Genomic DNA, 23,457 nt, shown 5'->3' on the forward strand with positions numbered 1-23,457 from the left:
TTAGCCGTCGCCCATGGGGTAAATTGTAGCAGCTCAAAAAACTCAAACCGCTACATCAGGAGGATAGATTATTTATTATCCTTAACCTCTTCAAACTCAGCATCTACGACATCATCGCCGTTATTTTTCGCACCGCTTTGTGCTTGTTGTTGCTGAGCCTGACCGGCTTGTGCTTGCTGTTGAGCAGCTTGCATTAATTTTTCTGCTGCTTGAATCAAAGCTTGAGTTTTTGCTTCAATTTCTGCTTTATCTTCGCCTTTCGCCGCAGTTTCAAGTTCATTTACTGCTTTTTCAATCGCTGCTTTATCGTCTGCTGCAAGATTTGCACCTACTTCACCCAACTGTTTACGAGTAGTGTGAACCAAGTGATCTGCTTGGTTACGAGCTTGAACTAACTCTTCAAATTTACGGTCAGCTTCAGCATTTGCTTCTGCATCACGCACCATTTGTTGAATTTCTTCATCACTTAAACCGGAAGAGGCTTTAATAGTGATTTGTTGTTCTTTACCTGTACCTTTATCTTTCGCAGAAACGTGGATAATACCGTCCGCATCAATGTCAAAAGTCACTTCGATCTGTGGCATACCACGAGGTGCCGGGTTAATACCTTCCAAATTAAACTGACCAAGTGATTTGTTGTCTGCCGCACGTTTACGTTCACCTTGCAACACATGAATAGTTACTGCACTTTGGTTATCTTCAGCGGTTGAGAACACTTGTGATTTCTTAGTTGGAATTGTTGTATTTTTCTCAATTAAGGTAGTCATCACACCACCCATTGTTTCGATACCTAATGAAAGCGGGGTTACATCTAATAACAACACATCTTTCACATCACCTGCCAAAACACCACCTTGTACTGCTGCACCAATAGCCACCGCTTCATCTGGGTTCACATCTTTACGAGGTTCTTTACCGAAGAATTCAGCCACTTTTTGTTGAACTAATGGCATACGAGTTTGCCCACCGACTAAGATCACGTCATCAATGTCTGATACGCTTAAACCAGCATCTTTCAAAGCAACACGGATTGGATCCATTGATTTTGCAACTAGGTCTTCAACTAAAGATTCCAATTTTGCACGTGTTAATTTGATATTTAAATGTTTTGGTCCTGTCGCATCCGCTGTGATATACGGTAAATTCACGTCTGTTTGTTGTGCTGAAGAAAGTTCGATCTTCGCTTTTTCACCAGCCTCTTTCAAACGTTGCATTGCTAACGGATCATTGCGTAAATCAATACCCTGTTCTTTTTTGAACTCATCAACTAAGTAATTAATTACTCGGTTATCAAAGTCTTCACCACCCAAGTGAGTATCACCATTGGTTGCTAATACTTCAAACGTTTTTTCACCATCTACTTCATCAATTTCGATAATAGATAAGTCAAATGTACCACCACCTAAGTCATATACTGCAATAGTATGGTTACCTTTACCTTTATCTAAGCCATAAGCTAATGCTGCTGCTGTTGGTTCGTTAATAATACGTTTAACATCTAAGCCTGCAATTCGACCTGCATCTTTAGTTGCTTGACGTTGAGCATCATTAAAGTAAGCAGGTACAGTAATTACTGCTTCAGTAACCGGTTCGCCTAAAAAATCTTCTGCTGTTTTCTTCATTTTTTTCAATACTTCAGCAGAAATTTGAGGAGGCGCCATTTTTTCACCTTTCACTTCTACCCACGCATCACCATTATCTGCTTTAACAATATCAAACGGCATAATGCTGACATCACGTTGGACTTCATCATCAGTAAAACGACGACCAATCAAACGTTTAATTGCGAATAGTGTATTTTTCGGATTAGTTACCGCTTGGCGTTTAGCTGGTTGACCAACTAATGTTTCGCCGTCTTGAGTATAAGCAATGATAGAAGGAGTTGTACGATCGCCTTCCGCATTTTCAATAACACGCGGTTTATCGCCATCCATCACTGCCACACATGAATTTGTTGTACCTAAGTCAATACCAATAATTTTTCCCATAATCTTTATTCTCCTGATTTTAAATTCGTTTTTAACATCGACTAAATAGGGTTCATTCTAAAATTTACAAGGGATAATTTTTTATTAATCCTCAGTCTTTCATAGAACCCACATCATTCGTGCCACAATAAATTGAACTTAAAATCCAATTTTCAAGGGCAACTTTAAAAATTTTTTTAATTTTTTTTCATCAATACCATTTTTCTTGATGTTAAATTGTAGTTAGGGCTTAGCAGCTGCTTGATTAACGTGTATATTTATCAACGAAATTATCTGATCGACAATAACACCATCACATTTAATGAGGATTTTATGGATTCACACTTACAACCGTTTGAACACACTCTTATTCAAATCGTTAAGCAAGATGTTGTACCAGCACTTGGTTGTACCGAACCGATCTCATTGGCGTTAGCATCCGCTACTGCAGCAAAATATCTAGGACACAACAACATTGAAAGAATCGAAGCAAAAGTATCGCCGAACTTAATGAAAAATGGATTAGGGGTTTCTGTTCCCGGCACCGGAATGGTGGGCTTACCAATTGCTGCCGCTATTGGTGCCATTGGAGGCAATGCTGATAGCGGTTTAGAAGTGCTAAAAAATATTACATCTCAACAGGTTGAAAAGGCAAAACAGTTGCTACAAACCGGTGTCGTTGCTGTTACCATTAAGCAAACTGATCATATTTTATATGCAGAATCAACACTTTATAGCGGAAACGACTGGGTTCGCGTCATCATTGAAGAACAACACACTCGCATTACTTCCATTGAAAAAAATGGTCAGATATTGTATCAAAACCCAATTCAAACAATAGATGACGCTTCGCAGCATCACATTTTTAATCAACTTAATGCAAAAGATATTTTCGACTTCTCAATGCAGGTCGACTTAGAAAAAATCACTTTTATTAATCAGGCAGAAATACTTAACGCCGCCTTATCTCAAGAAGGTTTACGACAAGATTACGGTTTACATATTGGTCGTACCTTACAAAAACATATCGGCGATGGCTTGCTTTCTGATGATCTGCTCTCCCGTATAATGATTCAAACAACCGCTGCATCTGATGCACGTATGGGTGGTGCAACGTTACCGGCAATGAGCAATTCAGGTTCCGGGAATCAAGGAATAACCGCCACTATGCCGGTTGTTGTTGTCGCCAATCATCTCAATATTGACGGTGAACAGCGTACGCGCGCACTGTTTTTATCACATTTAATCGCGATTTTTATTCACAGCAAATTACCTAAGCTATCCGCTCTTTGTGCGGTAACGACTGCGGCAATGGGAAGCTGTGCCGGCATATCTTATCTACTCACCAATAAATTTGATACTGCCGCAATGGCAATTAGCAGTATGATTGGAGATATCAGCGGAATGTTGTGTGATGGTGCTGCCAACAGCTGTGCGATGAAAGTATCAACTAGTGTCACCTCTGCCTATAAAGCAGTTCTAATGGCAATTAATAGAACTGGCGTAACAGGTGATGAAGGGATTGTTGAACATACTATTGATCGCAGCATTGATAATTTATGCGCTATTGCTTGTAAAAGTATGCAGCATACTGATTTTCAAATCATTGAAATTATGGCGAATAAACCGCAAAATCAATGCAAATAAACCACTCGTTTACAAGGAAAAATTATGCAAAAAAAATCACTCACTATTACTGTTGTCGCCTTAGCTGCGATAAGTGCCGTCTGGCTTGGCGGCACTTGGTATACGGGCTCAAAAATTGAAGAACAATATCTCAAACAAATTGACGACATCAACCAACAAGGTTGGATCAAAATTGATGATGTACAGCTAGAACGCCACTTTTTTTTCAGTGATCTTCAATATCAACTTAATATTGATGAATATAGTTATCCGATTCAAACTAAAATTTATCACGGCCCATTGCCGCTTAATAAATTAAGTCAGTTCAAACTGCTGCCAGTGATGGCTTCCAGTGAATCAACGTTGCAAACCGATAATCAAAACAAAAACTTGCCTTTCTACTTGAAAAACGGCGAAAAAAATTACGTCGCTGCCAACCCTTTTACATTAAAAATTGATATAGATTATCAACAAGCTATGGATCTGAATTTTCATTTTTCACCGGGTGAATACCAATCCGATGAAAATAAAATTGTTTGGTCCGGCGGTGAATACAAACTTAAATTGGATCAGGCGAAAAATATTCACTATTCAATTAACTTAGATGATTTCCGTTTTATTTTACAATCGGAACAAAAAAATATTGATAGCAACATTTTAATACAAGGCTTAACTTCCGAAGGAAAATTAAAATTAACCAATTTACGCTATTTGCCGATCGGTGACATCAAAACCACAATAAAACGTGCCGAGTTTAACTTTAGATCTCAGGCAAACTCCGCCTATGTCAGCAATATCTCAAAAGATCAAAGCAGCACCGTGAAATTAACACAAGATGGAAACTTTTATGCTATTGATATAGACGGTGATATTGCAGATGTATTAATGAATGAACAATCACTTTATTCACAAACCCTAAAATTACAATTCAAACATTTAAGCGGTGCCGATTTAGATAATTTGTTCGATGCCAGTTTAAAGGAAGATCAAACTCGACTTCATAATTCACTCACTAATTTATTTAATCAACAACCACAATTAGTGATTGCACCATTATCATTGAAAAATAGTGATGGAGAAGCAACATTGAAGGCTAATATTCAGACAGCACCACAAGCCGTGGCCAATCTAACACAAGGCTTACCGGATCAATTTTTTGATTCATTGAATATTCATTTAAATCTCGAAAAACCGTTCTTAAATGGGGTTATTAATAATTATGCGACCGCAATGAACAAAATATTTGAGAACAATAAACAAGTTGAACCAATTAATCCGGAAAGACTGCAACAGATCCTGCAAACAAAACTGCAACAACAGGTGACACAAGGCATTTTGCTTGAAACAAAAAATGCATATCAGCTCAATTTAGAACAAAAAGAGGGAGAACTTTATCTTAACCAACAGCAAATACCAAAAGAAGCTTTAGCATTTTTATTAATCTCATTATTTTGATATAACACTGTCTTCCTTTTAAAAAAGGAAGACATACATCATTTATATTTTCAACCGAGCTACTATAGCCCTTCATTAACTAACCTTTTCTTTGCTAGTAAAGCTAAACAAATTGAGCTCGTTAATACTATCAATAATGTTAATGTAACAAATGAAAAAATAATACTGAATATAGCAATTACACCTGACAATAAGGAGGATAATGCCTCCGAAGTATTAGCTAATGTTGAGAAAATACCAAAATTTTTTCCTATATTATTTTTTTCAGAATAGGTTTGTATTACGGTAACCAATGTTATATCCACAAAAGCTCCACATACCCCCAATATAAAAGAAAAAGGTAAAAAGATATCAAATGAAAAGAATGAAAAAACAGCTAAACAAAAAAGAATAACACCATAAACAACCCAGAAAAACATTAATTTATTAGGCGTTACTATATTTACACACTTATTATAAATTAATCCTCCAATAATAGTTCCAAATGCCATTAAAGAAAAAATATAGCTAGTAAAAATCTCACCTTTACCCAAAAAAACCGTCACCGCTGGAATAATAAAACGTAATACTGAACCAGTAAACAGGATACAAATTCCAGATCCTATAATCACAATGAATAATTTATTATTAACACGATATAAATAATCAAGACTTAAACACGTATCTTTGTATATTTTTGAAACATTAAACACTTCTTTTTTTCGCGCATCTAACTTACTTAAATTAAAAATAATAAGAATAGATAAAAAGTAAGTTATTGCATTAAACATCAACACCCACGATTTATTTACAGCTATTGATAAAATAAAAGAACAAATTAATGGACCAAGTACCATTGCCATTTCCTCAGCAATTTGAGAAATACTATTTGCATACCCTAGATTTTTATTAGAAACAATTTTTGGAATTGCAGTTCTAAAACTTGGCTGAAAAATACTTCTTCCGATAGTAGTCAGAACAGAAGATAGTATTAATATATAAATATTAATATTCTCATAAAAATATGAAATAAAAAGCAAACAGGTCACTATCAATCTAACTATTTCACTAAATAGTAAAGTATTCTTAATATCTTTATTATCAGCCAACCATCCACCTATAGGACCAAAAAATAAGAATGGAATGAACCTAAAAAAATACACAACTCCAGTAAGAATATAGTTACTACCTGTAATTTCTAGAACAATAAAAACAAATACAACCTCATAAGAGTAATCTCCTAGCTTTGAAATAAATAAAGACGATAATAGTGATGGGAAATTTCTAATTGTTAATAATGCCCGCATTATCCCACCTCAATACTAAATCGAAAAGCACCTAAAGAAGAAACACCTTTTATCAACTCAAATACACTTACATTTTTTATTGAATAATTAGAACATATAAAATCAACACACTTACTAGAAAAACTAAGAGATATTCCCATACCAATACACATATGTACCCCTGAACCAAATGATAATGGCTTTTCATATCTATTTAAAGAAAATTCAAATGGATTTTTAAAAACATTAGGATCAAAATTAGCCATTCCAGTATAAAACATAATCCTATCCCCTTTTTTAAAAATAAAATCTTTATAATTAATATTTTGAGTAACTATTCTTCCCATACATAAAATAGGACTACACAATCGAGATGACTCAGTGATAATATCCCTAACATTTTCTCTTGTCACTGATAAATTAAATTTATAAATATTATAAAGAGAAGCAACAATAAGTTGCATAGTAGTTTGATGAGCTGCAATATATGTAACAACTATATCAGAGGTATTTATATCAGTAGTATTATAGAACCTTTTAAATACATCAAAAATTATTAAAAAAGATTTTACTATAGAAATAAAATGTTCCTTATCCCTTACTCTTCCATCGAAAAGCATTCCAACATTCTCTGCATGTTTAGTTAAGGATATGTCACTTTCAAATCCTACTAACAAACTTGCAAGGTAATTATTTAATTTAGATAGATTTTGTTCATCAATTATTTTTTCTTTCCCTAAAAGTCTTTCTATAATATATAAAATATCTATTTTTTTATAATTATCATGAATCAACCTTACAACACCACTTTTCTTATCATCTCTAAATATAATAGATTTATTAATTAGATGTAAGAACCTTTCCACTAAATCCCTTTCCTTATCAAATAATTCTAGTGGAATTAACATTCTTTTCTTAGAAACATAAGCATTACTCAATAAGTTTGAACAATCTTCATATCCATACACAACCCAATATTTTCTATCTTTATTAAAATAAAATCCTTTTGCTTTGGTATCATAAGAAATAAGTTTCTCATAAAATTCTTTATAAGAGCTAATCAAATCAATATATGTATTACACATAAATTAACTCCTTCTTAGCTATAAATTTTCCCTCAGTATTAAGATGTTTTGCAACAAAATGTTTCATCGCTATTTGTTCAGACTCTGGCATAAGCCAAAACATAATATTTGTATACCAATACCACCCCAATTTTGTTAGATAAAATCGTTCTTTATCCTCAGTAATCAACTTATGACTTTTAAGCTGTGATATTTTTTCTTGTAATGATAATGGGATATTTATCATGTCTATTTTAGATTTTTCCACTTCACCATGATAGGGAAGCCGCATAATCAAAGCTTTCATTTCATCTAAAATCTTTGAATGTTTATTAATAGTCATAGGAATTTTTCCATTCATCATAGAATTTATATAGTTTTGTCTACTAGATGTATTAGTAATAGTATGCTCTCGTATTGATGATACTGCATTCACACCAAACCCATGTAAATCATGATCTGAATATCCATAAACATGTTCATGATAAATAAAACTATATTTATTTGTTACTACAGATTGATCTACTTCATCCACCCTAACATATCCATGCCCATTATGAGGCATAAATCCTTTACTTCTCATATATGAATCAATCAACATACTCATAGAAAATTTTCTAGTAGCTGTTGTTAAAGGTAATCCTCTATCTCGAATAGCTTTATGAAGTTTTGCTTGAGTCATAACATTATCAATTGGATAAATATCAATATTAGATGTTCCTAGTGCAATAGCTTTTTCTAAATCCCTTATTAATTCCTCCTCATCTTGACCATTCATTCCATACAATATATCAAATAATACTGTTTTAAAATTTTTATTTAATAAATCAGCAGCAAAATTAATTTGTTCATATGTCGATGTAAGATTAAATAATTTTCTCCAATTAGGATCAAATGTTTGCAGCCCAAACCTAGGATGAGTAACCCCCATTTCTTTCATGGCAAAAACTTTATCAGACGAAAGGCTTTTTATTTCTATCTCAAATGAAAACTCACAATCTTTAGATAATAGAAAATATTTTTTTATCGCTTCTCCAATTTTAATCATATTATCTGGAGATAGAAGTGATGGTGTCCCTCCACCAAAAAATATAGCTTTTACCGGTATACTAAAATAATCATTTATTTTTGATTTAATCTCTATTTCTTTTATAAGAGCATTAACATATTTATCAACAATATCATGATCTCTATATGCACCTCTAGTAAAAGGACAAAAACTACAAATAGTTTCACAGAATGGAATATGAAAATATAAAGCTCTAGAATTTATGCGAAAGTTACTTCTACCAAGAATGTCGTTTATATTTTCATCAAAAACTCTTTTTCCTTGTGTTGGAAAGAAAAAATTATATACAGGAAATTGGTAATCAAACTTAAATAAACCGTTATCTCGTAAATTCATACTACTCTCCTTATAGTCATGATTTTTTTGTTTTCTCTATTTCTGGAATATGACACCCTCGTTCAATATAGCGATGAGATATTTTTTGTACCTTTGGTAATTTAGCTTCTATCTCTTCTACAGCAGAAAAGCATTTATCTCCACAAGTATAAATATCTATGCTCAAATAGTTTTTTTCCGGATAAGTATGATAAGAAAGATGTGATTCACTAAGCAAAAAGATACCTGTTACACCTTCTCCTTTTGTAGTAAATTTATGCGATAAAAAACCAATAGTATTAAATTTCGTTTTACTTAACACTTTCAAAAAAAATGTTTCTAATAGCTTATCATTTTTGAGAAAATTTATATCACTAAGAATTACATCTAAAATATAATGGTAACCTTTATCTTCCATAAAACCTCTCCTATATATACAAAAAAGGACAGCATACTCTGTCCTTTAATCTTAAATTACCAAGCTACATCATTGAAATCATAATGTTCAGTAGGTAATTCTGTAGCAAAAAGATCGATTGCACTCTCCATAAAAATCTCCTTAATAGATTACTTAACAATGATAATGACACTTACAACTTAAAAGTGTCGAATATGATTTATAAATATAAAAGAACTTTTTATCAACAAAAATTTAACAAAAAGTTATTTTTTTAACAATTAGTATTTCATATCAAAATAGGATTTGCTGATATGTTTCTTCATGCAGTTTTAGGTAGAGGTATAGAGAATGAAATAACACGTTTTGTCATAGCTTGCTTTGCTATAATCCAAGTTATCTAATACCAAAACTTGATACAAAATAAATAAACGTGTTTTAAAAAAAAGCGGAACATTGCCTATAAGATCAAGAAAGAGTAAGATTTTATATTGTTATTAATTAATTAAGAATATTTATGAAATTAAGTACTTTTACTGATTACAATTTGCGTGTTCTGCTTTATCTCGCAGCACACCAAGATAGGCTTTCCACCATTCAGGAAATTGCGCTCGCTTACAATATTTCTGAAAATCATCTAATGAAAGTAATTCATCATCTTGCGAAAAATGATCTCATTTTATCCATTCGTGGTAAGGGTGGTGGTATTCGTTTACATCGAGCGCCGAGCGAATTGAATTTAGGGAAAATTGTTCGTTTAGCGGAGCAAAAAGGGCCTATCGTTGAATGCTTGGGAGATAAAAATAAGTGTTGTATCGCACCGAGCTGTCGTCTGCCATTGGCATTAAATGATGCATTCAACTCTTTTTATGAAACGTTATCTAAATATACGTTAGCCGATGTGATGATAGATGGCGCGACAATGCAGCCTTTGTTGGCTAACAATGAGAAAGGTGCTGCCTAAAAGCAACACCTTTCTATGTGCTGCCTATCTTAATAAATAGATAGCCTGATAAGGTTTTAACTTGATCGTTTCCGTCTGACAGCAAATTTCATCATAATTATTCAGCAAGATTTGGTACTGTGTAATATCCATTTCTCTATCTAAATTGAACAGCAGTTCTTTGTCAGTTAAATTTGCCAACACAAATAAACAGCTATCCTCACTTTCCCGTCGATAACACCACAAAGAATCAGATTCCGGCAATAAATCCTGATAATTACCTTCCGTAAAAATCGGGTACTGTTTTCGTAATGCAATTAAGCGTTGATAACAATAAAATACAGAGTTTCTGTCTGCCAAGGCTTGTTGTACGTTCAGCTGTTGATAATTTCCGGCAACTTCAATCCAGCTTTCTCCCTCACTAAAACCGGCGTTTTTATCTTGATTCCATTGCATTGGAGTGCGACTGTTGTCACGCGATTTCTGCGCTAAAATTTTCAGCAACAATGCTTCAGGTACACCTTTGTTCTGTAATTCCTGATACATATTTAGGCTTTCTACATCACGATACTGATTTAGTGAAGTGAAATTCGGATTGGTCATCCCGATTTCCTCACCTTGATAAATATAAGGCGTACCTTGAAGACCGTGTAAAATCATTGCCCATAATTTTGCAGAAACTATCCGTAATGTCCCCTCATCTCCAAAACGTGAAACAATGCGAGGTTGATCGTGATTACACCAAAACAATGCATTCCACGCTTTACCATACATTCCTGTCTGCCAATAATGGAAAATACGTTTTAATTCAATAAAATCTGGTTTAGCATAGTTCCATTTTTCACCATTTGGATAATCCACTTTTAGATGATGGAAATTAAAGGTCATTGAAAGTTCCGTACCGTGCAAATTGGCATATTGTTGACAATGTTGCAAACTAGTTGAAGACATTTCACCAACCGTCATTAAGCCCCTTTCTTGAAAAACATCTCGACTTAGTTCCTGCATAAATTCGTGAATACGCGGTCCATCGGTATAAAAGCGACGACCATCTCCTTGATCATCATTCGGAAAACGCTGATCTTTAGAAACCAGATTAATCACATCCAATCTTAAACCGTCAACGCCCTTATCTGCCCAAAAATGGCAAATTTTTTTTAATTCAGCACGCACTTTCGGATTTTCCCAATTTAAATCTGCCTGTTCTGTTGCAAAAAGATGCAAATAATGCTTGCCTACTTTTTCACTCCATTGCCACGCATTACCGCCAAATTTAGAGCGCCAATTATTCGGCAATCTATCTTTATGTCCACCTCGCCAAATATAAAAATCGTGATATTTACTGTTAATATCTTGTGCCTGTTTAAACCATTGATGTGCTGTTGACGTGTGATTGAACACCATATCCATAATAATTCTAATATTTCGTTGATGTGCCTGCTCAACCAAATTTTCAAAGTCTGCCATTGAGCCATAACTTGGATCAATCGCACAATAATCAGCAACGTCATAACCATTATCAACCTGTGGTGAAACATAGATTGGTGTAATCCAAATAGCATCTACGCCCAAGTTTTTTAAATAATCCAATCGCTGCGTAATGCCATTAATATCACCTGTACCAGAACCGGTTGTATCCTGAAAACTTTTTGGGTAAATTTGGTAAATAACCCCTGTTTTCCACCATTGTTGTTGAGAAGCCTGCCGCATAATTATCTCCTTATAAAGTGCCGCTTGCGGCTTTTCGTTTATAAACAATAGTAGTCAAAGCCAAAGGAACAATAACCGCAATCAGCATTGCTAATGCATAAACCAACCAGAATTGTGGTTTAATTGATAAAATTCCCGGCAAACCACCAACACCGATACCATTAGCCAACACTCCACTGAAACCGCAAAGCAATGCGGCGAATGCAGAACCTATCATTGCACATAACATTGGGAAACGATATTTTAAATTGATTCCGTACATTGCCGGTTCTGTTACTCCCAAATAAGCGGAAATTGCCGCAGGTACTGAAATTTCACGTTCGTTAGCTTTTTTACTAACTAATACAATCGCTAACACTGCTGAAGCTTGTGCAATGTTTGATAATGCAATCAGTGGCCAAACCGGTGTTCCGCCCATACTTTGAATCATCTGCATATCAATCGCCAATGTGGTTTGATGCACACCCGTAATAACTAATGGTGCATAGAGGAAACCGAATAATGCTGCACCGATTGGAGCAAAACTACCTGTCATTGCGGCACGAACAACATAAGCCACGCCGTTGCCGATTTCACGTCCGATAGGTCCGATAATTGAATGAGCTAAAAAGACAGCGATAATGAGTGAAACAACAGGTACAATCACAAGATTTAATGAGTCCGGTATAATCTTTCTTAAACGAGTTTCCAACCAACCTAAGGCTATACCTGCCATAATGGAAGGAATAACTTGTGCTTGATAACCAACTTTATCAATCGTAAATAAACCAAAATCCCAAACATCCGGTATTTGTGTTCCTAAACCATAGGAATTCATTAATTGCGGAGAAACCAAGGTAACACCTAATACAATACCTAATATCGGTGAACCTCCCATTTTTTTCACTGTAGACCAACAGATACCGACCGGTAAATAGAAGAAAATTGCTTCACCAATTAACCACAAGAAATCATAAATGGTTTGCCACATTGGGCTTGTCTGTACCAACGTTTTGCCATCCGATAACGGAATATCGCCGATAACATTACGGAAACCTAGAATCAAACCTCCACTAATCAATGCTGGTAATAACGGAATAAAAATTTCAGCAAAATGAGAAATTAAGCGTTCGTGCCATTTCATATTTTGCCTAGCAGCTGTTTTAACATCATCTTTACTAACTTCACTAATTGAAGTCTGTTTCACTAATTCTTTGTAATACAAATCTACTTCGGGTCCAATTACCACCTGAAATTGTCCAGCATTAGTAAAACAACCTTTTACCATTGGTAAATCTTCTATTGCTTTAACATCTGCTTTCGCCGTATCGTTCAGTACAAAACGTAACCTTGTAATACAATGTGTCGCCGACGCAATGTTATCTTTACCGCCTATTAATGTAATCAACTTGGTGATATTTTGCGGATCAATTTTTTTTGCCATAGTGTCCTCAAGATCTAATCTAATCAACTAAATTAACCAGTAACAGCATAACCAATGATGAAGTTTTACACAATGGGAACGTTCCCAAATTGAGATCAAGATCACAAAATAAACCTATCTTTAATGCTGTTCGTGCTAAAAATAAGAAAAGGAATAATATAATTAAACTGATTTTGTTGATAATCAGTATAAGTGAGGCAAAATAATTTTGTGCTATCGCAAAAATTAGATAATGGCAAACTGTTGACAAAGACGAGCAAAATCAATAAAATCTCGCCCGCATTGCCCAATGGGGCTATTCCTCCTTAGTTCAGTCGGTAGAACGGTGGACTGTTAATCCATATGTCGCTGGTTCAAGTCCAGCAGGAGGAGCCAAATTTTTTCTTTTGGTACTATGTTTTATTTGTCTCCTTTTATGAAATTTAGTCTTTATGCCAAAAGAATTTCGCCCATAGTAAAACTATGGGCTTTCTTTTTTATGTTTCTTTTATACTTCCATACTCTTCCGGCAATCCTAAATTCAAAAAATAGCCTGCTTTATCTTTTTCAACCACAAAAACTGATAATTCATCACGCCAATCACCCAAAACAATCCGTTTCCTGCCATTTTCTAAATAATGAATTGCTTGACGATGCGTGTGTCCGTGAATAATTTGTTCTACTTGAAACTTATCAAATATTTCCGTTACAGTTTGCGCATTTACATCCATAATCTGCAATGATTTTTCCTTTTTATCATACTGACTATGACGGCGAATGCGTTGTGCTAAATTAATCCGCCATTGCAATGGCAAACAGAGAAACAATTTTTGTAACCAACGCTGATGAACTCTCTTGCGGAATTTTTGATAGGCTATATCATCGGTACAAAGCGTATCACCGTGACAGACCAATGTTGCCACACCAAACAACACCAATTTTTGATATTCCGGCAGTAACTGTACGCCGGTTTCTTGTGCGAATTTCTTTCCAATCAGAAAATCACGATTACCGTGACAAAAATAACAAGCGATCCCCTTTGATGTCAGATCGAGCAATAATTGTTTAATTTCATCAATCTGCTTCGAATGCTCATCATCGCCCACCCAAAAGTCAAACAAATCACCTAAAATATATAACGCTTGCGCCTCAGGTGCCTTTTCAGTCATAAAATAACGAAACAATGCAAGTAAATGCGGTGATTGTTCACTCAAATGTAAATCAGCAATAAAATAAATCGGTTTATCCATCTTCATTTATCATTAATCAAGAAAGGAAATACTATAAAGCATTTTCCACATAAACGCTTTGTTCTTTTGTACTTGTTCCCCTAATTTCGCTATACTTGCGCTAATTTATGTGAGGGATAAGCTATGCTTAAAGTAATTCGTATTATTGTAGTCGCTATTTGTTGTATTTTAATCTGTATTATTGGTTCTCTTTATTCATTAATTAATTTTAAAAATCCGAACAATGTGGCGGTATTTGCACACTGGTTTGCTCGTCTCCACCCACTTTTCGGGCTGAAAGTCGAATATCGTTATCCTCAAGGTGCAGACAAATTTGAACGTTGTATTTATGTCGGTAACCACCAAAATAATTATGATATGGTTACTATTTCTCATATGGTAATGCCTCGTACTGTCAGTGTTGGGAAAAAAAGCCTAATTTGGATCCCATTTTTCGGCGTACTTTACTGGATTACCGGTAATATTTTTATTGATCGAGAAAATCGCAGTAAAGCCCACAACACAATGACAACCCTGGCTAAACGCATTCATAAAGATAATCTTTCAATCTGGATGTTTCCTGAAGGCACTCGCAGTCGTGGGCGCGGCTTATTGCCATTTAAAACTGGGGCATTTTATGCCGCTATTGAAGCTGGTGTGCCAGTCGTGCCTGTTGTCTGTTCATCAACACATAATAAAATTGATCTTAATCGCTGGCATAACGGCACCGTAATTTGCGAAATGTTACCGCCAATCGACAGTAAGGCGTACAATAGAGAAACCGTACGCAATTTTGCGCAAAATTGTCACGATCTAATGGCTAAGCGTATTGCTGAACTTGATGCCGAAATCGCACAAAAACAACAAAAATCCTAGTCAAAAAGAGGAGGAAATTATGGGAAATTATTCACGTCGCCGCTTTTTACAAGGTTCTTTAGCAATTGTTGCCGGCAATGTTTTGCCTTGTACCGTTAGGGCTGATAGCAATCCTCCTCTCTGGATTCCTCCTTTAACTTCTGTCGGTCGTGGTTCGCCGATTTTACTGAATGCTCGTAATGTCAAAAAAGCCTTTAATAACAATAAAGTAGATGCTTGGGGCTTTAACGGTTTTTACTTAGGGCCGACCATTAAAATGAAACAGAATGACTTCCTACGTCTTACTTACCGTAATAATTTAACAGAATCTATTGCCATCAATATCCAAGGTTTACAAGCTAACGGCGAGATTTCAGGCAGCATTAACCGCAATTTAGCCCCTAACAGTTCTTGGTCGCCGATAATTCAGATCAAACAATCTGCTTCAACCTGCTGGTATCACAGTGATACTATTGGTCGTTCCGCTTATCAAACCTATAGAGGTTTAGTCGGAATGTGGATTATTGAAGATGAAGAAAGCAAAAAAAACTTATTACCAAACAAATATGGAGAAAATGATATTCCATTGATTTTACAGGATATTTCTTTAAATTATAGTGGTCAGCAAGTCTTTAATCTGGAAAAAAACGCTTTTTTAGGTAAACAACTTTTTGTTAATGGACAATGTAACCCGTTTATCAATGTCGCACGTGGCTTTATTCGTCTTCGTTTATTAAATGCTTCGGTTTCACGCTCATATTATCTGCATTTTGATAACCAACAACCTTTCTTCAAAATTGCCTCTGGATTGGGATTTCTCTCTCAGCCACAAGAACAAAAAGCATTGTTATTGGTGCCCGGTGAACGGGTTGAAATTTTAGTCGATGCAAATCAGAACAAACCGTTACGCCTACTTGCCGGAAATTCAGCAAATATTATTGATAAAGTGAGAGGTTGGCTAGGAATATCTGATCATCTAGAAAATAATCTTGTTGTCGAATTACGTCCTCAAGGTTTAGCTTCCGCTTTCGCACAACAAAAGCCGACTTTACCCGATGCGAAACTGGGGCTACCACTCTCACCACAAAAAGAGCGACATATTCACTTAAGCACTCAGGATGCAATGATCAACCAACGACGCTTTGATCCTCGTCGTATTGATATTTTTGCACAATTAAACAGTGTTGAACGTTGGGTACTCACTGCCGATCAAGCCACCGGCTTCCAATTACAAGGGGCGAAATTCCTGATCGAACAGCAAAACGGCGAACGCAGTAAAAAAGAGATGTTGGCTTGGACAGATACCGTTTGGGTAGAAGGCGAAACACGCATTTTAGTGCAATTTGATAACCCTTCTTCCAACTCCTACCCATTTATTTTTGGGGCATCTAATCTCTTACTCTCAGATAAAGGCTGTATGGGATTACTGGTTGTTCAATAATCAAGTTTTATGGCAACAATATTGTCCGCTTAAGGAATTGATAATCGGACAATTCTCACTATCATCTCCCGGACATTGAGAAGCTAATGTTGTCAATTTGGTACGCATTTGTTGTAGTTTAGCAATCTGAGCATCAATTTCGTCAATCTTCGCTAAAGTTTGCGCCTTAACATCTGCACTTCGTCGGTGAGGATTGCGATACAATGCCAATAATTGTTCACATTCTGGCAAAGAAAAGCCGATTTCTCTTGCTTCACGAATCAAATTTAATGCTTCGATATGCTGCATATTATATTGACGATAACCGTTAACGCTCCGATCCGGTGCGGTAATTAAACCTTTCTGTTCATAAAACCTGATTGCCTTTGCACTCAGATTAGTCAATTTAGCTACTTCATTAATATACATCTTTTCTCCTTGACTTTAACCTTGCTGGAAGGTTTATTGTAGCACCGTTTGATGAGTTCGTTATACAGTCTGAACTCAATCCTAAAAAATATGAAAAATGGAGAATAAAAATGACACTATTAAAACTTAATGATCTTTCCTGCCAACATTGTGTAAAAAGTGTAACTAATGCGCTTTCCGCCGTGGCCGGTGTCGAAAACGTAAAAGTTTCTCTGCATTATGCCTATGTCGAAGGGAATGCCGACAGTGAAGCCTTAATCAAAGCTGTGGTTGATGCCGGTTATCAAGCTGAAGTTGCTACCGAACCAGCTCAAACCTTATCTTTATCGGGTCTTAATTGCCAACATTGCGTTAACAGCGTAAAAAATGCACTTGAAAAATTGCCTGATGTGGTGTTTGCCGATGTAGAAAAAACTTCAGCGAAAATTTATGGCGATGCCGCTTTAGAAACCTTAATCCATTGCGTGGAGCAAGCCGGTTATTCGGCAAAGTAGCCTCTCAACGTGTTGAATCCAGTCAGCCGCAACACGTTGAGTCTGAAACAACAACGGCTGACGTACAATCACCCGCCACGCCGCAACAAGATGAACAGCTGTTTCTGATTAGTGGGATGTCCTGTGCTGCCTGTGTTGCCAAAGTGGAAAAAGCAATCCGAAATGTCGCCCAAGTTGAACAGGTTAGGGTAAATTTGGCTGACAACACTGCTGCCGTGGTTGGTGGAGATAGCGATCAAATCTCGCAAGCGGTTACCGCAGCCGGTTATCAAGCGGAACTGCTGGAAGATGAAATCACTCGTGCGCAAAAAATTGAGCAAAAATATCAACAAGATATTCAGCACAAAATCAGACAAGCCTCAGTGGCATTGGTTGTCGGTTTCGGCTTAATGATTGCTATGTGGTTAAAGCTACTGCCGTCATATGAACAGTTTGGTCAAGCGCATCCTGTTGGTTATCAAGCGTTCTATTTGCTGCTAAGTTTATTGGTAATTGCTGCTATTTATTATTCAGGTAAACACTTTTTCGTGCGTGCTTGGACGAATTTATTGCACAAGACAACATCAATGGATACTTTAGTGGCACTGGGTACATTAACAAGCCTACTGCTTTCATTGCTAATTATTCTATTTCCGCATCAGTTTACGCAGCATCATCTTTACCTAGACTCCGGTTTAATGGTGATTGGTTTCGTCAACATTGGCAAGATTTTAGAAAGTCGTGGTAAAAAATCCGCAAGTACAGCCTTATCTGCTTTAATGGATCTTTTGCCGCAACAAAGCACGGTTATTGAGAATGGTCAGGTAAAAACTATCCCAACCAAACAGGTACAGCCGCAGATGCTATTGCAATTACAAACCGGCGATAAAATTCCGGTTGATGGCAAGCTCAATTCGGGCGAACTTTGGGTAAATGAATCAATTCTGACCGGTGAATCTCAGCCGATAAAGAAAAAAATTGGTGATGTTGTTACTGCGGGTACATTAGTAACTAATGGTGGTGGACGAATGCAAGCAACTCAGACAGGACGTAACACGACATTAGCTCAAATGATCCGGACTATCGATCAAGCTCAAACTTCTAAACCGCAGTTAGCGACACTGGTTGATAAAATTGCTGCCATTTTTGTGCCAACCGTTTTACTTATCGCCACCTTGACTTTCTGTTTATGGTTATTCAACGGTGCAGATATTAGTGCCGCCACTTTGGCAGCTATTTCCGTTTTGGTTATCTCTTGCCCTTGTGCATTAGGGTTGGCGATTCCAATGTCGATTATTGTCGGAACAGGACAAGCGGCTAAATTGGGCATTTTGGTAAAAGAGGCAAACGGATTACAGCATCTTAGCCAAGTCAAACATATTTTCTTTGACAAAACCGGCACGCTCACTAGCGGCAATACACAAGTAACCGCTGTTTGGCAACAGAACAGCGAAAGTGTCGCTATTGCTGCTGCAATCGAACAAAATATGGTACATCCTTTGGCTCAAGCAATTATCCAATTTGCACAACAGCAATCTGCCGTTTTGCCGACGATTAAACAAGTCAATGCGATTGCCGGAAAAGGATTGCAAGCAACCATTGAACAACAGCAATGGCTTTTGGGCAGTTCAAGTTTTATGCAGGAACAACAGGTAGATCTGCAACCTTGCCAAACTTTTATTCAGCAACAATTACAACTTGCCGCCAGCTTAGTCTTTTTAGCCAACGGCAAAAAGGTAATTAATGTGTTTGCGATCAGCGATCAGATCAAACAGGATGCCTCAATCGCATTACAACAACTTAAACAACAGCAGATTGATTGCACAATGTTGACCGGTGACAATCGCCAAACTGCAGAGGCTTTTGCCAAACAGCTCGGCATTACACAGGTGATTGCGCAAGCCACGCCGCAACAGAAAGCAGAACAAATTAGTCAAAGTCGTCAAAACGGCATTACCGCAATGGTCGGCGATGGCGTGAATGATGCACAGGCATTTGTGATGGCGGATGTTTCAATTGCAATGGGCAACGGTGCCAAAGTTTCAATGGAAACAGCGGATTTAACTTTGCTCAATGCTAATTTGATGACATTAGTCAATGCGATTCGTATCGCCAAAGCTATCTTTAACAATATTAAATTAAGTCTATTTTTTGCCTTTATTTATAACGTTATTTTGATTCCGGTTGCTGCATTCGGTTTGTTAAACCCAATGTGGGCAGCGTTGGCGATGGCGTGCAGTTCAATTACGGTTGTAATTAATGCCAATCGACTTCGTTATTGGAAATAGTAGAAAATCAAGGAACAATAGAAATATCGAGGAACAGTAGGTTCGCCCCAATCGGCGAACCTACTTTTTTAAACATTTTATTTCTGTGCTACCAGCTGTAAAAACAGCTGCATAACACGTTCATCTGCGCTTAATTCCGGATGAAAAGAGCAAGCCAATAAATTGCCCTGCTTTACTAAAACGGGACGTTTACCAATTTCAGCCAAGACTTCCACCTCTGGCGATAACAATGTTTCCACATAAGGCGCGCGGATAAAAATTGCCGGAAACGGTGATGATAAACCGTTAACATCTAAATAGGTTTGAAAACTGTCCACTTGTCTGCCAAATGCATTACGACGCACCGAAATATCCAACAACGATAAATAAGGCTTTTCACCGCCGACAATCTCTTTCGCCAATAAAATCATTCCGGCGCAAGTGGCAAAAACCGCTTTGCCCTGTTTCACAAATTTCCGGATCGCCTTGATAAAGCCATAATCACGCATCAATTTGCCGATTACCGTGCTTTCACCGCCGGGTAACACTAATCCGTCTAAACCGTCCAATTCTGCCGGCTGTTTAATCGCTATCGCATCAACGCCCAACTTTTGCAACTGCGCAATATGCTCACTTACCGCGCCTTGCAAGGCTAATACACCGATCCGATAACCTTGATTGCCACTCATATTACCATCCTCGTTCCTGCATCCGTTCTTCTAAACTTAATTTAGCAATATCAATGCCCTTCATTGCTTCGCCTAAATCTTCTGATAAACGCGCAATCAAATCATAATCTTGGTAATAAGTGGTCGCTTGCACAATCGCTTTAGCAAATTTTTCCGGATTTTCCGATTTAAAAATACCTGAACCAACAAACACGCCGTCTGCGCCCAACGCCATCATTAGCGCCGCATCCACCGGCGTTGCCACACCACCCGCCGCAAAATTCACTACCGGCAAACGTCCTTGTTGTTTAATTTGTAATAACAACTGATAAGGCGCGCCCAAATTTTTAGCTTCTGTCATTAACTCATCTTCACTCATCGTCACCACTTTACGCACTTGAGCATTCACTTTGCGCATATGACGCACCGCTTCCACGATATTGCCGGTTCCCGGTTCACCTTTAGTACGCAACATTGCCGCACCCTCGCCGATACGGCGCAATGCTTCGCCAAGGTCACGACAACCGCAAACAAACGGCACAGTATACTCACTTTTTAACAAATGAAACTCCTCATCCGCCGGCGTTAATACTTCACTTTCATCAATATAATCAACGCCCATTGCCTCTAACACTCTTGCCTCTGTAATATGACCGATTCTGACTTTTGCCATTACCGGAATTGAAACCGCATTCATTACCTCTTTTACTATTCTAGGATTCGCCATTCGTGCTACGCCTCCAGCAGCGCGGATATCAGAAGGTACACGTTCCAATGCCATTACAGCGACCGCACCTGCCGCCTCAGCAATCCTAGCCTGTTCCGCATTAACAACATCCATAATCACACCGCCTTTTTGCATCTGTGCCATACCACGTTTTACCACATCACTTCCAATAATCTTATTCATTTTTTTCTCCTTGCTTCGATAATTGAATTGTTATGCGGTTGTTATTTTTCGCTATTCAGATATGATTAAAAGTATCAGTTTTAATAAATTTAACCAGATCAGATTTAAAAATTAAATGAACGAAATCCATTTAAAACTTAATAAAAACAGTGATACGCCGCTCTATTTACAACTTTATCAACAACTTAAAAAAGATATTAGTGCCGGCATCTTGGCATTGGGCGAAAAGCTACCGTCAAAACGCCACTTAGCAAAATCCTTATTGGTTAGCCTTAGCACGATTGAAGCAGCTTATGCACAATTACAGGCTGAAGGCTATATTGAAGCGCAACCACGTGCGAGGTTTAAAGTCTGTTTTGATCATCAACAACTATTTCATAACGATCTGCCGCTTAAAACCGATCAAGCATCAAAAACAGACAAAATATATCGCTTTGATTTCAATCCCAACGCTATCGATACCCAAACCTTTCCGCTTAATCTCTGGAAAAAACAGCTACGCCGCTTAAGCAATCACCAGTTACAACAACTGCTCTGTCTTGGCGAAAAACAGGGCGACCGTTATTTACGCGAACAGCTCAAACATTACCTTTATGCTGCTCGAGGTGTGCGTTGTCAAATTGAACAGATTATTATCATTGCCGGTGCGGAAACCGCAATGACACAATTATGCTGGCTATTTGATTATTTACAGGAAGCACAACCGTTTAAATACGCAATGGAACAATACGGTTATGCCGCAGTAGAAAAGCTCTTAACCATTATTCATAAAGAGATCATTAAATTACCCATTATTAATGATTCACAAAAAATTAATCTCGAATTGCTTGAAAAACACAATATCAATATTCTGTATGCAACCCCTTCGCATCAATATCCTTATGCCAATGTGCTGTCCATTAATGAACGCCACCGGCTGCTTGAATGGGCTGCGCAGCAAAAAAATCGCTACATCATAGAGGATGATTATGACAGTGAATTCCGCTATCAAGGGCGACCGATTCCGGCATTACAAAGTCTGGATCACGCCGAAAAAGTGATCTATCTCGGCTCATTTTCCAAACTGTTAATGCCCTCATTACGCCTAAGTTTTATGGTATTACCCCCACATTTGCTCAAATATTATCAACAATTATGCGGACAATTTAACTGCACAGTTCCTCGTATAAATCAACATCTGGTGGCAAATTTAATGCAAAGCGGTGATTTTGAACGCCATATCCAACGTATGCGCACACATTACCGTAAACGTATGGAATTATTATGCCAATTACTACAACCCTATCGGCGAAACATCCATTATTACGGCACCCAATCCGGTTTTTACTTATTAATTGAGCTTTTCAATGACCACAGAACACTAGATGAACTGACAACCTTAGCGGAACAGGCTGCAATCAAACTTTACCCTATTCATAACGAACAACAGAAACGCTTGTTTTCGCTCGGTTTTGGCAATCTAAATAGCACTGAATTAAAACAAGCTATCCCATTATTAATGCAAACTTGGCATTATTCTCCTGACAATATTTCCACTTAAAATAACTAAAACAACTTGCTTTATCGGATAAAAAAGCATAGTGTATTTTCCCCATTTAATCATCAAGAGGAAATAGTATGCGTAAGTTATTAAAAAATCTAAATAAATATACCATTGCCCTTTCGGCTCTCTCCGCCGCTGCTCTGACAAACGCCGACATTCTCACTTCGGTACGGCCGCTCGGTTTTATTGCCTCATCAATTGCTGACGGCATAACAGAAACGCAAGTATTAATTCCTGCCGGTGCTTCACCACACGATTACAGTATGAAGCCTTCTGATGCAAAACGAGTTCGTGATGCTGAATTTGTACTTTGGATCGGCAAAGATATTGATGCTTTTTTAGAAAAATCTATTGCACAACGTGATGCAACCAGCGTATTAACTATCAGTAAATTAGCCGGTATTGAATCGTTATTAGGCGAAACTTCAGCTCACGACCACGACCACGACC

The 23,457-nt window shown here is 37.1% G+C and carries 20 protein-coding genes and 1 tRNA gene; 10 read left to right on the plus strand and 11 right to left on the minus strand.

Annotated elements, in window-relative coordinates:
* Window positions 1-68 precede the first annotated feature (68 nt).
* Window positions 69-1,988 (minus strand): molecular chaperone DnaK, encoded by a 1,920-nt coding sequence (gene dnaK, locus JP36_RS10185; RefSeq protein WP_013745419.1) that lies wholly within the window; start codon window positions 1,986-1,988, stop codon window positions 69-71.
* A 312-nt stretch (window positions 1,989-2,300) separates the two neighbouring features.
* Here dnaK and JP36_RS10190 point away from each other — a divergent pair, with 312 nt between their 5' ends.
* Together JP36_RS10190 and JP36_RS10195 are read left to right on the plus strand one after the other, a co-directional pair.
* On the plus strand, window positions 2,301-3,614 hold the full coding sequence (locus JP36_RS10190; RefSeq protein ID WP_039174393.1) for a serine dehydratase subunit alpha family protein: 1,314 nt from the start codon (window positions 2,301-2,303) through the stop codon (window positions 3,612-3,614).
* A gap of 24 nt (window positions 3,615-3,638) precedes the next feature.
* Window positions 3,639-5,048 carry a YdgA family protein gene (locus JP36_RS10195; RefSeq protein WP_039174395.1) on the plus strand — a complete coding sequence of 470 codons (1,410 nt, stop codon included), beginning with the start codon at window positions 3,639-3,641 and terminating at the stop codon, window positions 5,046-5,048.
* A 62-nt stretch (window positions 5,049-5,110) separates the two neighbouring features.
* On the opposite strand, the gene JP36_RS10200 is transcribed toward JP36_RS10195, so the two are convergent.
* From JP36_RS10200 to speD, 4 genes are read right to left on the minus strand one after another with little or no spacing between them, the layout of a single operon-like run.
* On the minus strand, window positions 5,111-6,334 hold the full coding sequence (locus tag JP36_RS10200) for an MFS transporter (protein WP_013745422.1): 1,224 nt from the start codon (window positions 6,332-6,334) through the stop codon (window positions 5,111-5,113).
* Window positions 6,334-7,398 (minus strand): cytochrome P450, encoded by a 1,065-nt coding sequence (locus tag JP36_RS11425; protein WP_209434490.1) that lies wholly within the window; start codon window positions 7,396-7,398, stop codon window positions 6,334-6,336. Before JP36_RS11425 ends, JP36_RS10200 begins: the two co-directional genes overlap by 1 nt.
* The gene (locus JP36_RS10210; RefSeq protein WP_039135735.1) at window positions 7,391-8,782 is read right to left on the minus strand and encodes a coproporphyrinogen-III oxidase family protein; all 1,392 of its coding nucleotides are present in this window, start codon (window positions 8,780-8,782) and stop codon (window positions 7,391-7,393) included. The genes JP36_RS11425 and JP36_RS10210 overlap by 8 nt, the downstream gene beginning before the upstream one ends.
* Window positions 8,783-8,798: 16 nt before the next feature.
* On the minus strand, window positions 8,799-9,179 hold the full coding sequence (speD, locus tag JP36_RS10215; protein WP_039135736.1) for an adenosylmethionine decarboxylase: 381 nt from the start codon (window positions 9,177-9,179) through the stop codon (window positions 8,799-8,801).
* A gap of 496 nt (window positions 9,180-9,675) precedes the next feature.
* Here speD and JP36_RS10220 point away from each other — a divergent pair, with 496 nt between their 5' ends.
* Window positions 9,676-10,122 carry an RrF2 family transcriptional regulator gene (locus tag JP36_RS10220; RefSeq protein WP_039081450.1) on the plus strand — a complete coding sequence of 149 codons (447 nt, stop codon included), beginning with the start codon at window positions 9,676-9,678 and terminating at the stop codon, window positions 10,120-10,122.
* A 24-nt stretch (window positions 10,123-10,146) separates the two neighbouring features.
* Here the strand turns inward: JP36_RS10220 and treC are convergent, their stop codons facing one another.
* Both treC and treB read right to left on the minus strand, forming a co-directional pair.
* Window positions 10,147-11,811 carry an alpha,alpha-phosphotrehalase gene (gene treC / locus JP36_RS10225; RefSeq protein ID WP_039174398.1) on the minus strand — a complete coding sequence of 555 codons (1,665 nt, stop codon included), beginning with the start codon at window positions 11,809-11,811 and terminating at the stop codon, window positions 10,147-10,149.
* 10 nt (window positions 11,812-11,821) lie between these two features.
* On the minus strand, window positions 11,822-13,234 hold the full coding sequence (gene treB, locus JP36_RS10230) for a PTS trehalose transporter subunit IIBC (RefSeq protein ID WP_039174400.1): 1,413 nt from the start codon (window positions 13,232-13,234) through the stop codon (window positions 11,822-11,824).
* Between the two features lie 299 nt (window positions 13,235-13,533).
* Between treB and JP36_RS10240 the strand changes: the two genes are divergently transcribed.
* Window positions 13,534-13,609: transfer RNA gene (locus JP36_RS10240), tRNA-Asn, on the plus strand.
* 101 nt (window positions 13,610-13,710) lie between these two features.
* Here JP36_RS10240 and lpxH read toward each other — a convergent pair.
* Entirely contained in the window at window positions 13,711-14,463 is a 753-nt protein-coding gene (lpxH, locus tag JP36_RS10245) for a UDP-2,3-diacylglucosamine diphosphatase (protein WP_039174404.1), read from the minus strand.
* Window positions 14,464-14,586: 123 nt separating this feature from the next.
* Here lpxH and JP36_RS10250 point away from each other — a divergent pair, with 123 nt between their 5' ends.
* Complete coding sequence (locus JP36_RS10250; RefSeq protein WP_039174406.1) at window positions 14,587-15,318, plus strand: 1-acylglycerol-3-phosphate O-acyltransferase; 732 nt, start codon at window positions 14,587-14,589, stop codon at window positions 15,316-15,318.
* Between the two features lie 19 nt (window positions 15,319-15,337).
* On the plus strand, window positions 15,338-16,738 hold the full coding sequence (locus JP36_RS10255; protein WP_039174409.1) for a multicopper oxidase domain-containing protein: 1,401 nt from the start codon (window positions 15,338-15,340) through the stop codon (window positions 16,736-16,738).
* Here the strand turns inward: JP36_RS10255 and cueR are convergent, their stop codons facing one another.
* On the minus strand, window positions 16,739-17,146 hold the full coding sequence (cueR, locus tag JP36_RS10260; protein WP_039174412.1) for a Cu(I)-responsive transcriptional regulator: 408 nt from the start codon (window positions 17,144-17,146) through the stop codon (window positions 16,739-16,741). It abuts the gene before it with no gap.
* 110 nt (window positions 17,147-17,256) lie between these two features.
* Between cueR and JP36_RS10265 the strand changes: the two genes are divergently transcribed.
* Both JP36_RS10265 and JP36_RS10270 read left to right on the plus strand, forming a co-directional pair.
* Complete coding sequence (locus JP36_RS10265; RefSeq protein WP_039090223.1) at window positions 17,257-17,640, plus strand: copper ion binding protein; 384 nt, start codon at window positions 17,257-17,259, stop codon at window positions 17,638-17,640.
* On the plus strand, window positions 17,607-19,907 hold the full coding sequence (locus JP36_RS10270; protein WP_039174414.1) for a heavy metal translocating P-type ATPase: 2,301 nt from the start codon (window positions 17,607-17,609) through the stop codon (window positions 19,905-19,907). Before JP36_RS10265 ends, JP36_RS10270 begins: the two co-directional genes overlap by 34 nt.
* 77 nt (window positions 19,908-19,984) lie before the next feature.
* Here JP36_RS10270 and pdxT read toward each other — a convergent pair whose 3' ends face one another.
* Window positions 19,985-20,575, minus strand: coding sequence for a pyridoxal 5'-phosphate synthase glutaminase subunit PdxT (pdxT, locus tag JP36_RS10275; RefSeq protein WP_018346655.1), 591 nt, complete (start codon window positions 20,573-20,575; stop codon window positions 19,985-19,987).
* Between the two features lies 1 nt (window position 20,576).
* Window positions 20,577-21,464 carry a pyridoxal 5'-phosphate synthase lyase subunit PdxS gene (gene pdxS / locus JP36_RS10280; protein ID WP_039174416.1) on the minus strand — a complete coding sequence of 296 codons (888 nt, stop codon included), beginning with the start codon at window positions 21,462-21,464 and terminating at the stop codon, window positions 20,577-20,579.
* A gap of 115 nt (window positions 21,465-21,579) precedes the next feature.
* On the opposite strand from pdxS, the gene JP36_RS10285 reads away from it, so the two are divergent.
* The gene (locus tag JP36_RS10285) at window positions 21,580-23,004 is read left to right on the plus strand and encodes a PLP-dependent aminotransferase family protein (RefSeq protein ID WP_039174418.1); all 1,425 of its coding nucleotides are present in this window, start codon (window positions 21,580-21,582) and stop codon (window positions 23,002-23,004) included.
* Between the two features lie 77 nt (window positions 23,005-23,081).
* Window positions 23,082-23,457, plus strand: a 376-nt coding sequence (locus tag JP36_RS10290) for a metal ABC transporter solute-binding protein, Zn/Mn family (RefSeq protein ID WP_039093319.1), incomplete at its 3' end; no start/stop codon positions are given.

It is taken from the genome of Gallibacterium genomosp. 1 (assembly GCF_000771875.1).
GTDB lineage: Bacteria > Pseudomonadota > Gammaproteobacteria > Enterobacterales > Pasteurellaceae > Gallibacterium.